The sequence below is a fragment of the Mongoliibacter ruber genome (assembly GCF_003003005.1).
Lineage (GTDB): Bacteria > Bacteroidota > Bacteroidia > Cytophagales > Cyclobacteriaceae > Mongoliibacter > Mongoliibacter ruber.
The window spans coordinates 470,758-488,130 of record NZ_PVTR01000002.1 but is presented as its reverse complement, the minus strand read 5'-3'; the positions used below and the strand labels follow the sequence as shown (position 1 = coordinate 488,130).

The 17,373-nt window shown below is 38.3% G+C and carries 20 protein-coding genes; 7 read left to right on the top strand and 13 right to left on the bottom strand.

Going from position 1 to position 17,373, the window contains the following annotated elements:
- On the top strand, positions 1-738 hold the full coding sequence (gene lptB, locus CLW00_RS05385) for an LPS export ABC transporter ATP-binding protein (protein WP_106132618.1): 738 nt from the start codon (positions 1-3) through the stop codon (positions 736-738).
- The gene (locus CLW00_RS05380) at positions 738-2,261 is read left to right on the top strand and encodes a GH3 auxin-responsive promoter family protein (RefSeq protein ID WP_106132617.1); all 1,524 of its coding nucleotides are present in this window, start codon (positions 738-740) and stop codon (positions 2,259-2,261) included. The genes lptB and CLW00_RS05380 overlap by 1 nt, the downstream gene beginning before the upstream one ends.
- On the opposite strand, the gene mtgA is transcribed toward CLW00_RS05380, so the two are convergent.
- Both mtgA and CLW00_RS05370 read right to left on the bottom strand, forming a co-directional pair.
- Positions 2,258-2,953 carry a monofunctional biosynthetic peptidoglycan transglycosylase gene (mtgA, locus tag CLW00_RS05375; protein ID WP_106132616.1) on the bottom strand — a complete coding sequence of 232 codons (696 nt, stop codon included), beginning with the start codon at positions 2,951-2,953 and terminating at the stop codon, positions 2,258-2,260. The genes CLW00_RS05380 and mtgA overlap by 4 nt on opposite strands.
- Positions 2,954-2,956: 3 nt before the next feature.
- Positions 2,957-3,778 (bottom strand): class I SAM-dependent methyltransferase, encoded by an 822-nt coding sequence (locus tag CLW00_RS05370; RefSeq protein WP_245917173.1) that lies wholly within the window; start codon positions 3,776-3,778, stop codon positions 2,957-2,959.
- Positions 3,779-3,891: 113 nt separating this feature from the next.
- On the opposite strand from CLW00_RS05370, the gene CLW00_RS05365 reads away from it, so the two are divergent.
- From CLW00_RS05365 to CLW00_RS05355, 3 genes are all read left to right on the top strand, one after another.
- Entirely contained in the window at positions 3,892-4,356 is a 465-nt protein-coding gene (locus CLW00_RS05365) for a MaoC family dehydratase (RefSeq protein ID WP_106132614.1), read from the top strand.
- A gap of 14 nt (positions 4,357-4,370) precedes the next feature.
- Positions 4,371-4,832 (top strand): GyrI-like domain-containing protein, encoded by a 462-nt coding sequence (locus tag CLW00_RS05360; RefSeq protein ID WP_106132613.1) that lies wholly within the window; start codon positions 4,371-4,373, stop codon positions 4,830-4,832.
- A gap of 73 nt (positions 4,833-4,905) precedes the next feature.
- On the top strand, positions 4,906-5,193 hold the full coding sequence (locus CLW00_RS05355; RefSeq protein WP_211300153.1) for a Fic family protein: 288 nt from the start codon (positions 4,906-4,908) through the stop codon (positions 5,191-5,193).
- 35 nt (positions 5,194-5,228) lie between these two features.
- Here CLW00_RS05355 and CLW00_RS05350 read toward each other — a convergent pair whose 3' ends face one another.
- The 11 genes from CLW00_RS05350 to CLW00_RS05300 form a co-directional block, all read right to left on the bottom strand.
- A complete protein-coding gene (locus tag CLW00_RS05350) occupies positions 5,229-6,368 on the bottom strand; it encodes a BamA/TamA family outer membrane protein (RefSeq protein ID WP_106132612.1) in 1,140 nt (379 codons plus the stop codon).
- 33 nt (positions 6,369-6,401) lie between these two features.
- The gene (locus CLW00_RS05345; protein WP_106132611.1) at positions 6,402-8,807 is read right to left on the bottom strand and encodes a TonB-dependent receptor; all 2,406 of its coding nucleotides are present in this window, start codon (positions 8,805-8,807) and stop codon (positions 6,402-6,404) included.
- An 85-nt stretch (positions 8,808-8,892) separates the two neighbouring features.
- Positions 8,893-9,600, bottom strand: a complete 708-nt coding sequence (locus CLW00_RS05340; protein ID WP_211300152.1) for a fatty acid desaturase — start codon at positions 9,598-9,600, stop codon at positions 8,893-8,895.
- 27 nt (positions 9,601-9,627) lie between these two features.
- Positions 9,628-10,473 (bottom strand): 4-hydroxy-3-methylbut-2-enyl diphosphate reductase, encoded by an 846-nt coding sequence (locus tag CLW00_RS05335; RefSeq protein WP_211300151.1) that lies wholly within the window; start codon positions 10,471-10,473, stop codon positions 9,628-9,630.
- Positions 10,474-10,476: 3 nt separating this feature from the next.
- Entirely contained in the window at positions 10,477-11,187 is a 711-nt protein-coding gene (locus CLW00_RS05330) for a lycopene cyclase domain-containing protein (RefSeq protein ID WP_106132609.1), read from the bottom strand.
- A 2-nt stretch (positions 11,188-11,189) separates the two neighbouring features.
- The gene (locus CLW00_RS05325) at positions 11,190-12,032 is read right to left on the bottom strand and encodes a phytoene/squalene synthase family protein (protein WP_106132608.1); all 843 of its coding nucleotides are present in this window, start codon (positions 12,030-12,032) and stop codon (positions 11,190-11,192) included.
- A 21-nt stretch (positions 12,033-12,053) separates the two neighbouring features.
- Positions 12,054-13,535 (bottom strand): phytoene desaturase family protein, encoded by a 1,482-nt coding sequence (locus CLW00_RS05320; RefSeq protein ID WP_106132607.1) that lies wholly within the window; start codon positions 13,533-13,535, stop codon positions 12,054-12,056.
- Between the two features lie 3 nt (positions 13,536-13,538).
- Positions 13,539-14,051, bottom strand: a complete 513-nt coding sequence (locus tag CLW00_RS05315) for an RNA polymerase sigma factor (RefSeq protein ID WP_106132606.1) — start codon at positions 14,049-14,051, stop codon at positions 13,539-13,541.
- Positions 14,052-14,265: 214 nt separating this feature from the next.
- Entirely contained in the window at positions 14,266-15,162 is an 897-nt protein-coding gene (locus tag CLW00_RS05310; protein WP_106132605.1) for a MerR family transcriptional regulator, read from the bottom strand.
- Positions 15,159-15,605 (bottom strand): sterol desaturase family protein, encoded by a 447-nt coding sequence (locus CLW00_RS05305; protein ID WP_106132604.1) that lies wholly within the window; start codon positions 15,603-15,605, stop codon positions 15,159-15,161. The genes CLW00_RS05310 and CLW00_RS05305 overlap by 4 nt, the downstream gene beginning before the upstream one ends.
- A gap of 47 nt (positions 15,606-15,652) precedes the next feature.
- On the bottom strand, positions 15,653-16,330 hold the full coding sequence (locus tag CLW00_RS05300; protein WP_106132603.1) for a carotenoid biosynthesis protein: 678 nt from the start codon (positions 16,328-16,330) through the stop codon (positions 15,653-15,655).
- Between the two features lie 109 nt (positions 16,331-16,439).
- Here CLW00_RS05300 and CLW00_RS05295 point away from each other — a divergent pair, with 109 nt between their 5' ends.
- Both CLW00_RS05295 and CLW00_RS05290 read left to right on the top strand, forming a co-directional pair.
- Entirely contained in the window at positions 16,440-16,745 is a 306-nt protein-coding gene (locus tag CLW00_RS05295; protein ID WP_106132602.1) for a DUF4286 family protein, read from the top strand.
- Positions 16,746-16,761: 16 nt separating this feature from the next.
- A complete protein-coding gene (locus tag CLW00_RS05290) occupies positions 16,762-17,355 on the top strand; it encodes a DNA-3-methyladenine glycosylase I (RefSeq protein ID WP_106132601.1) in 594 nt (197 codons plus the stop codon).
- Positions 17,356-17,373 lie beyond the last annotated feature (18 nt).

Sequence of the window (17,373 nt, the reverse complement as noted above, 5' to 3'; positions counted from 1 at the left end):
ATGAAGCTTAGGGCAGATAATCTTGTAAAAATATACAAAGGTAGAAAAGTAGTCAACGATATCTCTGTGGAGGTAGAGCAAGGTGAAATTGTAGGACTACTCGGTCCCAATGGGGCAGGAAAAACCACCTCTTTTTATATGATAGTAGGCCTGATCCAACCCAATCAGGGTGAAATATTTTTAGAAAACCAAAACATCACCAAATTGCCCATGTACAAAAGGGCAAAATTGGGGATTGGCTATCTGGCACAGGAGGCTTCGGTTTTCAGAAAACTTTCAGTAGAAGAAAATATCATGGCAGTCTTGGAAATGACCAATAAATCCAAAATTGAAAGAAAGGAAAAAGTAGAAAGTCTATTGGAGGAATTCAGTCTTACCCATGTTCGAAAAAACTTGGGAATGGTGCTGTCAGGTGGCGAAAGAAGAAGGACAGAAATCGCACGTGCATTGGCTGTAGACCCGAAATTTGTATTGTTGGATGAACCCTTTGCCGGAGTTGACCCTATTGCTGTAGAAGAAATCCAGACAATTGTCGCCAAACTCAAAAATAAAAACATTGGAATCTTGATCACTGACCACAACGTGAATGAAACCCTTTCGATCACGGACAGGGCTTATTTGATGTTTGAAGGTAAACTTTTGAAAGCTGGTACCGCCGAAGAACTAGCTGCAGACGAACAGGTAAGACGTGTATATCTGGGGCAACATTTTGAACTGAAACGTAAAATATTCAACTGATGGAAGTGGTCAATTCTTTTATGACCTGGATTTTGAAAAACAGAATCGGGCAAATTGAAAATTTTAGAAAGCAACCTTTTAGGATCCAAAAAAATATTTTTGATGAATTGATCGAAAATGGAAAAAGCACGGAATTCGGAGAAAAGTACGGCTTTGAACACATTAACTCTTATGAAGAATTTGCCAAGCAGGTCCCTATCCATGATTATGAACAATTGAAACCCTACATCGAAAAAACGATGATGGGTACCCAAAATGTCATATGGTCGACGGATATTGAGTGGTTTTCAAAATCTTCAGGCACTACCTCCAGTCGAAGCAAATACATTCCTGTGTCTTTGGAATCACTTGAAGATTGCCACTTCAAAGGTGGTAAAGATATGCTCTCCATCTATGTCAACAATTATCCCGACAGCAAACTGTTCACAGGAAAAAACCTGACTATAGGAGGAAGTCTTGCCAAAAATCCGCTTTCAGAAACAAGTGACAGTCATGTAGGTGATATTTCTGCGGTAATCATGCATAACATGCCCCTTTGGGCCCAATTCGCCAGAACTCCTAGTCTTGAAGTAGCACTTATGGGGGAGTGGGAGTCCAAAATTGAAAGAATGGCATATGAGGTGAAAGATGAAAATGTTATCAGCATTTCCGGAGTGCCTACTTGGACCATAGTATTGCTCCAAAAGATCCTGGAAATTACCGGTGCAAAAAACATTTTGGAAGTTTGGCCAAATCTTGAGGTATTCTTCCATGGTGCAGTGGCTTTCGGCCCTTACAAAAACCTATTCAAGGAGCTCATTCCTTCGGAAAAAATGAGGTATATGGAAACATATAACGCATCCGAGGGATTTTTTGGAATACAAGATCAACCAAATTCAGATGAATTGCTTTTGATGTTGGATTATGGAATTTTTTATGAATTTATACCCATGGATGAGTGGGATAAAGAAAACCCAAAAGTAATTCCTCTTTGGGAGGTAGAATTAAATAAAAATTACGCACTCATCATTACCACAAATGCAGGGCTTTGGAGATACAAAATCGGAGATACCATCAAGTTCACTGACACAGATCCATACAGGTTTAGGATTTCTGGCAGAACCAAGCATTTTATCAATGCATTTGGAGAAGAAGTCATTGTAGAAAATGCAGAGCGTGCTGTTCAAACTGCTGCAGACGCCACCAAGGCAACTATCACTAATTTCACTGCCGCCCCTGTCTATTTTGGTGACTCCAAAAGTAAAGGAGCACATGAATGGGTAGTGGAATTTCAAACCTTTCCTGATGATGAAAAGGTGTTTTGCGAAGTTTTGGATAATACACTAAGAGAAATCAATTCAGATTACGATGCCAAAAGGTATAAAGATCTCGCCCTTTCTCCGCCAAAAATTCACTTGGTAAACTCAGGCGTCTTTCAAAAGTGGCTAAAATCAAAGGACAAACTGGGAGGTCAAAATAAAGTACCTAGACTCTCCAATACCAGAGAATACCTAGATGAAGTACTTACTTTCATCGAGAATTAAACGCCCATTTCAAGCTGTTTTAGGTTATTCATTTGTCTAAGGATCCAAACTTGCCTTCCCAGAATATAAGGGGTAGGCCTAGCTGGTGACCATCTCCTAGGATTGGGCAATACTGCAGCAATCAATGCGGCCTCGTTTCTACTTAATTTTTCTGCCGGTTTATTAAAATTATGTTGGGCAGCAGCTTCAATACCGTAAATACCTTCACCCATTTCTATCACATTCAGGTAGACGGTCATGATCCTTTCTTTTCCCCAGATAAATTCAATCAGTACTGTAAAATAAGCCTCCAAGCCTTTTCTTACCAGATTCCTACCAGGCCATAGAAAAACGTTCTTGGCTGTTTGCTGGGATATAGTGCTGGCTCCCCTGATTTTTTTACCTGTCTTGTTGGACTCCCAGACTTTTTTCATCTCCTCTATGTCAAAGCCATTGTGATCCATAAATTTCTGATCCTCTGACGCGAACACTGCTTGGGGAGCATGTTTGGAAATTTTGTCAATAGATACCCAGTCCTTATACAGTTTGAGGGATTTTTCACTGTCAGTGGCTTGCTCCGCTAATCGGATCAGCATCAGCGGGGTAAGTGGAACAGGAACAAACTTATATACCACAGTAAGTCCAATGGTGATGACAAAAAACCATAGAACCAACTTTAGGATCAACCTGAAAAATTTCCTTACATATTTCATAGATCAAACGTAAGCTGTGGCTTGTATAAAACGATAATAAAAAACAGATGCTGGCAATTCCCTAAGTTTATCCATAGCCAATTGCATGCCCAAAACCTGTTGTTCTGTCACAACACCCTCTTCTATCAGTAGCGGAGCTCCAGAACTCATGAGGTTTTTCCAATAAGAAAACACTTTTTGCTTTTCTTCCGGCTGTCGGCTATCAAGATGAAAACCACCACTTCTTAACTGAATGTCTCTGTATCCCGCCTCTTCCAGTAAATCCCCTAAGCGCGCTCCTACCTGAGGATCCCCGCCAATACTGACCTGAAAATCATTGTATAATTTCCAATAATCCATGATCTCAGGCATGATGGGATAGGTGTAAAATGTACTGTTGAAAACCTCTGTAATTGACACTACTGCACCATTTTTAAGGAAAGGCTTCATGCTTTTCAAGACTTTTACTGGCTCAGACACATGCTCGAGGACCCAACAGATAAATGCTCCGTCGTATTGCTGAGACAGGGATAAAGCTTTGGCATCTTGATGAATAAAATTCACTTTATCACTTTCATAGCCTAGTTTGGACATGTTATCAAAGGCTTTTTTAATCTGCTTTTCTTCATATTCCACACCAGTAATGGAGAGCTGAGGCCACCTTCTCAGCAGTATTTCAGTCTGAGCACCAACCCCACTTCCTATTTCAAGTAGGTTTTCAATTCCTGAAAAATCAATATAATCATAGATTGGATTTTCTATGACAGAAGCTTGTTCACGAAGTCTTTCTTGTTCTACTTCCTGATAACCGTGGATATATTTATAAGAAGGGTTGTTGGAACTCATATACATTAAACTTCAAACAGGTACAAAATTCTCAATTGCTTTTATAAAAGTATCTCCGTATGCCCTAATAAGCATTTTTTTGATAACTTTATTTTCTAAAAAAATTGAAAACCATGAGCCAGATTACTATAGGAAGCTTTGAAGACTTTGAAAAATTCATAGGACAGGAGTTGGGCACCTCTGATTATCATCAGATTACCCAAAGCCAAATCAATAAATTTGCCGATGCCACTATTGACCATCAATGGATTCATACAGATCCAGAAAGGGCAAAAGCAGAGGGATCTTTCGGAGACACTATCGCGCATGGCTACCTCACCTTATCCCTGGTTCCTTACCTTTGGGACCAAATTGTCAGGGTGGAAAATCTGAAAATGATGGTGAATTATGGGATTGAAAATCTCCGATTTGCCCAAGCTGTACTTGTCAATAATGAAGTTCGCTTGAGTGCCAATTTGAAAAATGTGGTCAACTTAAGGGGCACCATCAAAGCAGAAGTGAATGTCAAACTTGAGATAAAAGACCAGAGAAAACCGGCTTTTACGGGTGTGTTGGTCTTTTTATACCATTTTGGTTAATCCTTTGGGTATATATGTCAGAAGCAAGAAACGATTTTAAACTAGTGGGATTACGTCTAAAAGGTCAAACCACAAATCAGGACAACCAATCCAGTAAGGATTGCGGAGATTTATGGCAGAAGTTTGAGGCGGATAAGATTTTTGACCAGATACCCGATAAATTATCCAATGAGGTTTACGCGGTTTACTTTGATTACGAAAAAGACGAAACCGGAACTTTTTCCTATTTTATCGGGTGTAAAGTAGCCAAAGACTCCATTCCACCAAAAGGCCTCGAATCGCTGACCATTCCTCACCAAAAGTACCAGAAACACCTGGCAAAAGGAGCCATGCCAGCTTGTATCACTGATGCTTGGAGAAAAATTTGGATTTCTGATAGTAAAAGGGAATTTGGATTTGACTTTGAAGTATATGGTGAAAGATGTCAGGACTGGAGTAATGCAGAAGTGGATATTTTTGTTTCGGTTACTGATTAATCTGTAATTTGAAAAAGAGATTGATGAACGTGTTATCCAGGAAGGGTTTAATTTTCAGCTGTTCGGTGAGGTCTTGGCCAAAGTCGATATTTTTACTGAGGAAGAAGTTAAAAAGCTAAAGCAATTGCAGGAAAAATTCCGACACAACATATCACAAATGAGTCCAGATGTGTATCATAAAGAAATGGAAAGACTCGCCATAGATCTGAGTTGGAAATCATCACAGATTGAAGGAAATACCTATTCTTTGTTGGAAACGGAGAGGTTGCTAAAGGACAAAGAGACCGCTGCGGGTAAACCGAAAGATGATGCAACTATGCTCTTAAATCATAAAGAAGCATTAAACTGGATTTTAAAATGAAGACTTTCCTCTGTTCACTTTCCAAAACCCCCCTTTCAAATCACTTCATTCAATCCAAAATAAAAGGCCCTCTGATCTCCAAATGCAATATCCAATCTGATATTCAAACCTTCTTGATTGAGCTTGTATCGAAAGCCAAACCCTCCTCCATACCTGAATCGACCCCAATTGAACTCCTTGGATTCTTGTGCTACCTGCCCTCCGTGGCCAAAAAATACCATTCCAAAATTCCGGTAAATAGGAACCCGATACTCTGCTTGATGCACCATAGCGCTTCTATCCCGATACCTTCCTTCAAAATAACCACGCATTCTTTCACTTCCTCCGATCAAGGAGAGGTGCTGAAAAGGAGCATTCCCAGAAGTAAAACTCCACCAACTTTGCAAGGCCACGACCTGTTGCCCGTGGATATTCAGGTATTTTCTGAAGTCCAATACATACTGCCCAAAATCAAAATTACTCCCTATGATGGAAGAAAATTCCATCCATGAAAAACTATTGTTCCAACCTCTGGTGGGCTGGAAAATGTTGTCTCTGGTATCATGATTCAATACCAAACCAAGACCGCTGAGTCGTTGACCATCAAACCCCAAAGGTTGTGTGGTCTCCAAAACTCCCCCCGGGACTCTATCCCTTATCTGGTCAGCCCTGAATTCGTATCTGGGACCTAGGTAAATCCCCCTAGCAATTTTACGCTCATAATTGAGATGAAAATAAAAAAACCTAGTGGTGTAAAATTCACCTTCATCCAGCACCGGTACATTTCCAATTCCATAATATCTGAATGGGAAATTCGATAACTCAATTCTAGCATTCAAATAATCACTGTTTTCATTGGCCCAAAGGTCTAACTCTGTGGTAAAAATCGTTTGATTATTGAGTGTGTACAAAAAAGTAATAGGTAAAGTAGAGGGTCTAAGTATGGCAGAAGTGTCATTCTGATACCTAAAAACCCGAATAGCCCTCGCACCAATGCCAAGGCTTGTTTCAGGTGAATAAACTACAGCTGGGATAATAGCCCATTTTTCCCCTGAGATAAAATCAATAACAGTGTCCCCAAAATCAAAAAGACTTTCAAAAACACCAACTTTACGTTCGGGTTCCAGTACTTCCTGTGCAAAAGAATTTTGACCTAATAGCATGAATATGGCCAAAAAAAGCACCGTTTTTTTCATGGAACAAAAGTAATAAATTAGCCGACATATCGCCTAAAACTCCACGATGATCCCAATAGTAGGCAATACCGTACCTGCAGGATTTGAAACCAATCTCATTTGATATCTGCTGGGGTCATTTGGATTGACTACCAAATTACCCTCCGCTGACCTCTCGGGAACCAATATTGGTGGCTGTTCTGCCCTGAAATTGTAAGCATTTTGAATATCTACGTACCAGTTGAAGTTCCACCTATCAAAGAAGTATCTTTTATCAATCCTAAAATCCAACTGATGAAAAGCAGCCAAGCGCTCAGCATTGATCCTATCAAAATCAAAAACAGGCTGACCTCTCAAATTCCAGACTTCTATCAATGAAGAGGTCTCTACATCCACAGGGGTGTAGGGCAAACCACCCAAATACCTCCAACGTGCTCCCGCCTCCCAATTTCTGCCAAATCTTTTCCCCGCAGTCATGCTCACTATCCACCTACTATCCCAAGAAGAAGGAACGAAGCCCACTGTATTGGGATTGGTAAATTCAGAGCGGACAAGGGTGACAGCTGCTATACCGTAAAAGTCATTGAACAAACGCTGTTGGGCCAAAAACTCCAAACCATAAGCCCTCCCTTCAGAATCTGAATTCAAAGCCTCATTTCCAATCACTCCAAAATCCGCACCTAGGTTTGCCAAGGCAATACCATTTCGCAATGAAGATGGGTAATTGCTATAAAGTTTATAAAAACCTTCAAGGCTGAATCTTCTGCTCTTTTCAGGAATGACCTTTTCCAATCCTGTTACAAAATGTGTAGACCTTATGAAGCGGATATCATTGAGTTGATTGACAAGTTCCCCTTCATTATTCCTGAAGCCAAGAGCAGTATAAGGCGGTTTTTGATAATAGATGCCCACATTACCTGTCCAAAAGAGCTGAGGGATAATCTGATAAGAAAGTGAAAACCTTGGACTGATCTGATTTAGGGGGTTTTGGGCAGTTTGACCAAAGTCCGAACCATCCACCCTCACGCCTCCAGTAAGTAGCAAGCGCTCGTCTTTGGATGTTTGACTGGCTGATATAAATGCACCGTAACTATTAAACAAACTCCTGTCATTGACATTTATCACGCCTCCTTCACCTGCGAGAGTAGACCTGTCAAAATTACTGATAAAGTACCGGGCAAACTCATAGTTTATACCATACTTCAATGTAGTCCGCCCTTTGAAAATACTGTTTTCTGCCCTGAATTTGTTCTCACTCTCTTGTGAGGTATAGTCAAAAAGCAAATTTTCGGGATTGGTATCATCGTTTTGAAAATATTTAAAAGACCTATTGTTCAGCATGTTTCTACTGAGCACAAAGGTCCAAAAGCCATTTTCACGAAACCTCTTCAGTTTAAGACCAGTAGTGTAGTTCCACTGACTGGAAATAGGCAGATTCTCCAAAAGGTAAAGACGGTTTTCCCTCTCATCTTCGGTTTCATTTCTTGGAGTATCAAAGTTCAATGAAAACACATCGATCGCTCCGACTCCCAAAAATGTCAGCTCAGTCTTATCATTGATTTTGGTTTTGGTTTTTATGGTAAAATCATTGAAAGTAGGCAAGAACGGCAAGCCCAGTCCCCTAAACAGAAATTGTAGGTAAGACTGACGAGCAGAAACCAAATAAGTGGTTTTATCTCCTAATGGTCCTTCATTGGATATCGTAAATTCACTTGCACCCACAGTAACCTGAGAGAACATTTTGTCTTTTCGACCATCTTTTAGGTCAAATTCGAAAAAAGAACTCAAGGAATTCATCCTATCCGCAGGAAAACCCCCTGTGATTACATCTACATTTTTTATCAGGTTGACATTGAGGATGCCTACAGGACCACCAGATGAACCTTGGGTAGCAAAGTGGTTGATGACCGGCACTTCTATGCCTTCAATAAAAAATTTATTTTCATTGGGGGCACCGCCTCTGATAATGATATCATTTCTAAAGCTAGCAGTACTCGCTACTCCAGGCAAAGACTGTATCACACGACTGATATCTCTATTACCGCCAGGATACCTTTCTATTTCATTTGTATTAAGACTTCTTACTGAAATTGGCGTCTCATCAGAACGTGAAAATTTTGCATCCACAGTAATTTCTCCAAGATCAGATGCTTCTTCTCTCAGTTCAAAGTCTAACCGAACTGCACTTGCACGTGTGATTTGGATTTCAAATTCAGTCTTCGACCTGAACCCTACAAAACTCGCCCGGACGTTGTATAGTCCTGGTTGAATACCGGTAATTTCATAATTACCATCTTCATCAGTCACTGTACCATAGTCAGTATTGAGTAAGATAACGTTTGCAAAAGGAACAGATTCGTTGTTCACAGGGTTAAAAACCCTTCCCCTAATAACCCCATCTTGAGCTGTAAGATTGAGAATTGGAAACAAGAGGCAAAAGAAAAGTAATGAAAGTCTCATAAACGGGTAGTAACAATAGTTTTTAAATCAAAAAAGACCGCTCTTTGTTCAAAATTTATAAGATTATTTTTTAGTTAATTTAAAATCAAGACTGGCTTTCTTTTACACGCCACAGTCTCCACCAAGGGGTTCCGGGTGAATCGTGGTGTTCAAAGTGATAGCCAAAAAAGTAACAGGAAATAAATGCCCAAAGATGGTTTTTGGATTGACTTTTGGAATGGTGCTTGTTGTCTGACTCTCCTTTATGAGGAAGATAAGTCCCAAAATAAAACAACTGTAAGGTAGACAGTATAGCAGGAAGCATCCAAAACAAAATTAGGTTTTCGGTGGGGAGAAATAATTTTAAAATATTGAATGAAATAGCCATCAACAATATCTGCCAAATGGTAACGTACTGTTTGATAAAACTGAAGTACCAAAGAAAGAAATTACCTGAACTGTGGTAGTCAGGGTCCTGATCGGTTGCGACAAACCTATGGTGCTCATGGTGCTTAGGATAGAGTTTCCAATAAAAATTATAGGAAAAGAGGGTGGCTGACACCCAGCCTATGAGGTGATTCAACTTTTTATTTGATGATACTATACCATGCATGGCATCATGGGCAGTTATAAACAAACCAGTGTACAAATGAGTCTGGACAAGGATTGCTATATATGTTAAAGGATTTGCCCAATTGATCTCCCAATTAAGCAAAAAAAACAAAGATATAGCCCATGAAAAAATCACTGTAAGCGCAATGATAGTACCTTTGGGATCAATTACTTTATCAATATGGATTTTAGTGTCTGACACAATGCAAATGTAGGCAGAATACTTGACCTAAAAAGTTTCAAGTCTAGCTTTTACCTGTTCCATCAGCCACATTGGTGTCGAAGTAGCTCCGCATATGCCTATTGTCTCCCCATATTTGAACCAGGTACTTTCTACTTGATCAGGATTCGAAATAAAATAAGTATTGCTATTTTTCTCTTTACAAACGTTGTACAACACCTTTCCATTTGACGACTTGGTGCCACTGACAAAAACAATGTGGTCAAATTTCTCTGAAAAATCCCTTAATTCTTTGTCTCTGTTAGATACCTGACGACAAATGGTATCGTTGGTATTTACGGTAATGCCATTATCTCTAAATACACTGTTAATTTCATAAAACTTATCAGTACTTTTAGTGGTCTGACTGTATAAGGTTATGTTTTTGGGCAGATTAGGAATATCCAATTCATTGATATCCTGAAACACAACAGCTTTGTTATTTGTTTGACCCAATAATCCGATCACTTCAGCGTGTCCATGCTTTCCATAAATATAGATTGACTCCTCTTTATCGAAAGAATTTTTGATTCTATTTTGAAGCTTCAACACAACCGGACAACTCGCATCAATCAGCGTTAGGTTATTATTGATTGAAAGTTCGTAAGTTGAAGGCGGTTCACCATGCGCTCTGATCAGAACCTTTTCGTTGAATAGATTTTTAAGTTCTGAATGATCAATAATTTTCAAACCCTTCTTGGTGAGTCTATTGACTTCCTCATCGTTGTGAACGATGTCCCCCAAGCAATAAAGATATCCTTGCTCTTCCAGGATTTCTTCTGCCATTTCTATGGCATAGACTACTCCAAAGCAAAAGCCTGAATGATTGTCGATTTGTACTTGAAGATTCAACATAGACTATAAACTTTTGACTCGTGGAATTGTTTTTGAAGCTTTGATTCTTTCATAGATGGAAACATTCATCAATAAAAGGGCAAAAGAATAAACCGTATCTTCTATTGGAATGGTGAAAAGTCTGATGGACAGGTTTTCAGCATTATTATATATAACGATGGGTTCTTCTATAAATGACCCCGTCAGTATTCCGTTTACCAAAAAGAAAGGAATCAATGACACGAAATACGCCAAATAAAACCTTCCTAATATATTTTTTCCAAAGATTACATAATGGACAATTAAAACCACTGAAGCAAATATGAAATTGACGGAAGTATACCACTTATCCAAGTTGGAAAAACCAACGAAAAGGAAAATCGGTATCAGGGTATAGGTAAGTGGCTTGGTAATCTTTGCAAAGATGTCTTTTTCTACAAAATACTTTAAGACTTCATATATAAAGACACAGGCGAAAGGTACTGTAAGAAAAAACAGCCACTCTTCAAGCGGAAGGTTGAGTATAAATATGCCTGTCAGGTATCTAGGATTAAATTCCCAGACTCCAATAGACGTAAACCAAGCATCCCAAACAATAAAGAGCACGCCAGTAATGGCAATAGCTGGAAATAATGCATGCCACTTTTTTGCAAATTGAATTCTATGTTCAAAAGACCTTGCCAGTGGAAAGGAAATGGTCAAAATATTCAGTAAAAGGTATAAGAACTTTTCCATAATTAACTGAAGCCCAATTTAGCACCGCAATAAGTTGCCAACAGAAGAGAAATTTTTCTTGCATTGGGTATTCTGATTCTCTCATGAGTGATCACTTCAGGAGCCAATCCCTTAATTTTTTTGAATAATTTCAGATAATAAAGATAAGCCACCTTTACACCCAATTTCGCACTTTTAGGAAGTTTATTTATTCCTTCCAGCGCCTCATCAAAGTCCTTTTGTATATCTTCTTCAATAAGATTTTTGGCAGACATATTGAAATTATTGAAATCTACCCCTGGAAAATATACTCTTCCTCTTTCTTCGTAATCACTTCTGATGTCTCTCAAAAAATTTACTTTTTGAAAGGCAGCACCCAATTTACACGCTGGCGCTTTAAGACTTTGGTACATTTCATTGTCCCCTTCACAAAACACCTTCAAACACATCAAGCCAACCACCTCGGCAGACCCGTAGATGTATTCATGATACCTTGAATCATTATAAGTTTTGAAATCAAGATCCATTTCCATGCTTGTCAGAAATGCTTCTATCAAATCAAGGTCAATATGGTATTGATTTACCACCAACTGAAAAGCATGAAGCACTGGATTCAAACTTATCTTATCTTGGATTGCTTTGTAAGTGTCTGCTTTGAAGAGTTCCAAAAGAGATTTTTTGTCCTTGTCATGAAATGTATCAACTATTTCGTCTGCGTATCTTACAAAACCATAAATAGCATAAATAGGCAGGTGCATCTTTCCGTCAAGAGTTTTGATTCCTAAAGTAAAACTGGTACTGTACCTTTGGGTAATAAGCTTACTACACTCAAGGGTCGTTTGATTAAAGAGCTGAACTGCATCCATACGGATAATATACAAATTTATCTACAAATTGTTTTCTTTGATCACTTCTTTTGCTACCACATGTCCCGAAATTAAAGAAGGAGGAACACCCGGACCTGGCACTGTAAGTTGACCTGTATAATAGAGGTTGGCCACTTTTTTGTTTTTCAAGGAAGGCTTGAGAATTGCAGTCTGCAATAAAGTGTTTGCCAAACCATATGCATTGCCTTTGAAGGCATTATAATCAGATTTGAAATCATTGTGCGCATAAGACCTCTTGTATATAATGTGGTTTCTAACATCCTGACCAGTCAACTTTTCCAACCTGTCCATTATGATATTGTAGTACTTTTCTCTCAACTCTTCGGTGTCTTCAAGATCAGGAGCAAGAGGAACCAACAGAAACAGGTTTTCTTTTCCTTCCGGTGCTACAGTAGGATCTGTAATCGAGGGAACAGAAGCATAAAACAGGGGCTTTTCAGGCCATCGGGGATTGGTATAAATCGCATCCGCATGTGGACCAAGAGGCTCATCGAAGAATAAATTGTGATGTTGTAGGTTATTGAGTTTTTTATCCACTCCAAGATAAAATAGTAAACTGGAAGGAGCCATTACCCTTTTATCCCAATATTCATCACTGTAATTTCTATATTCAGGAGCCAACAATTTGGTTTCGACATGATGATAATCCGCTCCAGCTACTACAATATCGGCCTCAAATTTTTCACCCGAAACCAGTACAACTGATTCTGCTTTTCCATTTTTGACATTGATATGGGAAACCTCAGCATCATACTTGAATTTTACCCCCTTTTCTTCTGCCAAAGTTACCATACCTTCTATGATTTTGTGCATTCCACCAGGAGGATACCAAGTACCTAAGGCAATATCAGCATAGTTCATCAAGCTGTAAAGCGCAGGGATATTGGCGGCAGTTTCTCCAAGAAATAGAACTGGGAATTCCATCAACCGAATGATCTTTTCTGAAGTGAAAAATTTTCTGACGTGTTTCGACATGGACTGAAAAATATCCATTCTAACCATATCCAGCAGCAATTTAGGACTAGTAAACTCCATCAAAGAACGGCTTGGCCTGTAAACCAAGTCCTGAATACCGACTTTATATTTGTAAGCTGCCTGCTTGAGAAATTCATCCAACTTTGGCCCTACCCCAGGTTCAAAGCTTTCCATCAAGTCTCGGAATTGACCCAAATCCGCCGGTATGTCTACAAAGTCATTTTCTCCGAAAACAACTGTATATGATGGATCAAGTCTAACCAAGTCATAATAGTCTGAGGTTTTCTTACCAAAGTGTGAAAAATAAGTGTCGAAGACATCCGGCATCCAATACCAACTAGGCCCCATGTCAAAAACAAAACCCTCGGCGTCGAACTTTCTCGCTCTCCCGCCGGGGGTTGAATTTTTCTCTAGTAGGGTAACTTGGTATCCAAGGTGCGCAAGATGTGTAGCTGCTGATAATCCAGCAAAGCCAGACCCTATCACCAACACATTCATTTGTGCCATAATTTAATTTTTGTGTCTATAAACGTGAAGATCTTCCTTCAACAGTTTACGTGCAATATGTATTCTATTCTTAACAGTTCCAATAGGAATCTCTAGTTTGTCAGCTATCTCATGATATTTAAAACCCTTGTAATGCATCATAAAGGGGGTTTTATAAACATCATCTAGTTTTTCAATAGCACTTTGGATATCATCCATTGTGAAATCTCCGTAGGCTCCATTCTCAATTAGAATATCACCTGAATTGATATAATGAAGATTATCAGTAGTATCTACAAAAGTTCCTCTTCTCACCATTCTTTGATAATTGGTGATAAAGGTGTTTTTCATTATTGTATAAAGCCATGCTTTCAGATTTGTGCCTTCAGTAAACTTGTCTTTGTTCGTAAAAGCCTTCACCATTGTGTCTTGTAAAAGATCATTGGCGTCATCCATGTCCCTTGTTAACTTTAGTGCAAAGGGCTTCAAAGAACTGGAAAGCTTGTGAAGTGAGTAACTAAATTCTAGAGTTGTCATGGCTTTTTGTTTTTTGTTTAATCAAATGTAGCAATGATTAAACATAATCCAAATATTTTGTCTAATTATTTTTTATATTTCTTAAACAAAATTAAAATCTCACAACAGTTATTCGCTAAAATAACCCTAAAATGAACAGATACGCTCATTTTGAGCAAAAAAAAAGCGGTTTATCTCTAAACCACTTTGTTTAATAAAATTGAAATTTTCTTAATTATTTCTCTTGAAACTCGGCTTCGAGCTCTTCCAAGTATTCTTTTATCTGTCTTATATAATGAAGGGCTTTGACATTTTTAGGCATCTTCAAATCCTGCCCAACTATTTGATAACCTGAAATGATGATTTCTGATTCATTAAATAGCTCAGAAAGGTTATCAATGTAGCCTTGGACTTCTTGGGAGTTGGGAGATGTAGTAATTACAGTCATCAGGTAGTCCGGTTTATGAAGTCTATGAACTAACTTCAAGTCCTCCCTAGGTGTATTTTGGCCCAAATAAATTACTTTGTGTCCTTTTGATTTAATGATAAAGGCGGCAAATAATAAAGAAATTTCATGCAATTCAGCCTCTGGCAAATACAATAAGAATTTTTTGCCTCCACCTTTATACAACTGACCATCTATGGCTACTATTAATTTTTGTCGTACAAGATTACTGATAAAATGCTCTTGTGCAGGATTTATCGCCCCTGTCTGCCAAAGAACTCCAATTTTAGAAAGGAAAGGATAGATAATGTTCAACATGGTCTGTTCGAAACCAATTTTCAAAATATTGGTAGACAATACTTTTTCGAACCGATCTTCATCCATCTCAATCATACAGATTGTCAAAGCGTGAATTTGATCATCATAGGTGAGGTTTTTCTCAGTAAGCTTCACTACCTCTTCCTTCATCTCGAGATAGGTCATCCCAGCAATTTTGCTAATCTTGAATCCATTATCATTCAAGAGAGCCACATTCAAGATTAACTTCAGATCTTCATCATCATAAAATCTTATATTGGTATCGGTACGCTTTGGGGCAAGTAAATTGTACCGCTGCTCCCAAATCCTCAAAGTATGGGCTTTGATGCCGGAAAGTTGCTCAAGATCTTTAATTGAATAAGTGCTCACTTCGATTTAATTTTAAAGTATTTCCTTGGTACGACAAACAATCCAAACGATACTGCATCATCTTTTTTATTGGTGGCATGATGCGCTTGATGTGCTCTAAATATGCTTAACAAAAATCTATTTCTAGGTCTTTCAAACATTTTGACTCTTCTATGAACCAAGACATCATGGATTACAAAATATAGCATTCCATAAAGACTGATTCCCACACCCATCCAAAATCTGTAATCCAATTCTCCTACTCCAAGAAATATAAGTAGAACTGCAATGCTTCCAAAAAGCAATGAAAACAGATCATTCAATTCAAAGAAACCCTTATTTGGTTGGTGATGGGTCTTGTGAATGTTCCACAAAGGCCCATGCATGATGTATTTATGGATAAACCAACCTGAGAGTTCCATGGCTACAAATCCTACAATTATAAAGAAAATAGCATACATCATATGGGTAACTTTTAAATCTTCAGAATGTTTTATTTAAGATTGGGGAACTAAAGTATAAAATTCAATACTGCAAAGAATGTTATTAAATTGAACAATAGATACCAAGAAATCGCATTTTCTTTATGAAATTTTAATTTTCTATAAAAAAGTTGAATAATAAAAGCTACCGCAATCCAGCCGATAAAGTTAGATATAGGTATAATATCTGACTCCCATTGCCAAAAATCCAATGCTACCGCTACCGGCTCAATGATCACATCAATCAACATCATCATGAAAGCTCCTAATATAGCTGCCAGCCAGTCATTTTCGATTTTCACTGCAAGAAGGTTTCCCGTACAGTAAACCAAAATAAGCCAGTTGATGCCAATCATCAGCGGAACTTCAAATAATTGCCATCCCAAAACAGGTCCATACCAATAATCCCCAAAAGGAAAACCAGTATGTACCCCAAGCACCTCAGAGCCATATCCCAGCAAAAACCCAATAACTAGAAACAATAAAAATTGAATATTCCAGCCTCTATGAAAATACAGCAATATCCCAAAATTCAACAATAAATGCATGGGAGTCAGTATTTGAAAATAATCTCTGAACATAGGTAAAGACATTCCAACCAAACCAACCAGGTAGAAAATACTAATGACTCCCTGAAATATTTTAAGTTTGTCTTGAAGCAAGGGCTTTGGAGAAAGTCCGGTATCTTTAGATAATTGTTGATGCATTTTTGTACGTGAAAATAATCAAAGTGGGATTTAACAGACTTTTTAACTGTATCAACCTATATTTGTTGTCGTTTGAAGATGACAAAATTAACCATTAAATTGATTTCATATGATTTTATATAATGTAACAGTAAATGTTGAAAAAGGAGTAGAGCAAGAATGGGTGTCATGGATGAAAGATGTTCATATCCCAGATGTACTTGCTACAGGGAAATTTACTGAAAACAAATTTTTCCGAATCATGCATGATTCAGAAGATGGCAGTGTGAATTATTCCGTTCAATATTTTGCAGAAAACATTGACCACATCATGGAATACCAAAAAGAATTTGCCCCAAAACTGCAACAAGACAGTATTGATAAGTTCAAAGATAAATTTGTAGTGTTCAGGACTCTTTTGGAAACAGTAGAATAAGCAATACTAAGAAAACATGAGCTCTCCTGTTGAACCTCCAAAAATTAAATGCCCTTGGTGCTTGGGTTTTGACGCCTATCAAAGGTACCACGATGAGGAATGGGGCGTTCCGGTACGTGATGACAGAAAACAATTTGAGTTTTTGGTGCTTGAAAGCGCCCAAGCTGGTTTGAGTTGGGCTACTATTTTGAAAAAAAGAGAAGGATATAGAAGAGCATTTGCTGAGTTTGATTATCGCATAGTAGCTGAGTTTCCTGAATCTTATATCCAAGAATTGATTCAAAATAAAGACATCATCAGAAATGGATTAAAAATCAGGGCTGCTGTGAATAATGCACGACGGTTTTTAGAAGTACAGGCCAAATTTGGAAGCTTTAGTGATTTTATTTGGGATTATGTGGATGGAAACCCTATCAAAAACAATTTTGCCAGCATGCAGGAAGTCCCTGCTACTACTAAAGTATCCGACAAGCTAGCCAAAGATATGAAAAAGCTTGGTTTTAAGTTTTTAGGCAGCACCATCTTATATGCCCACATGCAGGCCACAGGATTGGTCAACGACCATCTGACATCTTGCTTTAGACATAAAGAAGTACATGCATTAAAGTAAAAGGCCCTGAAAAAAATT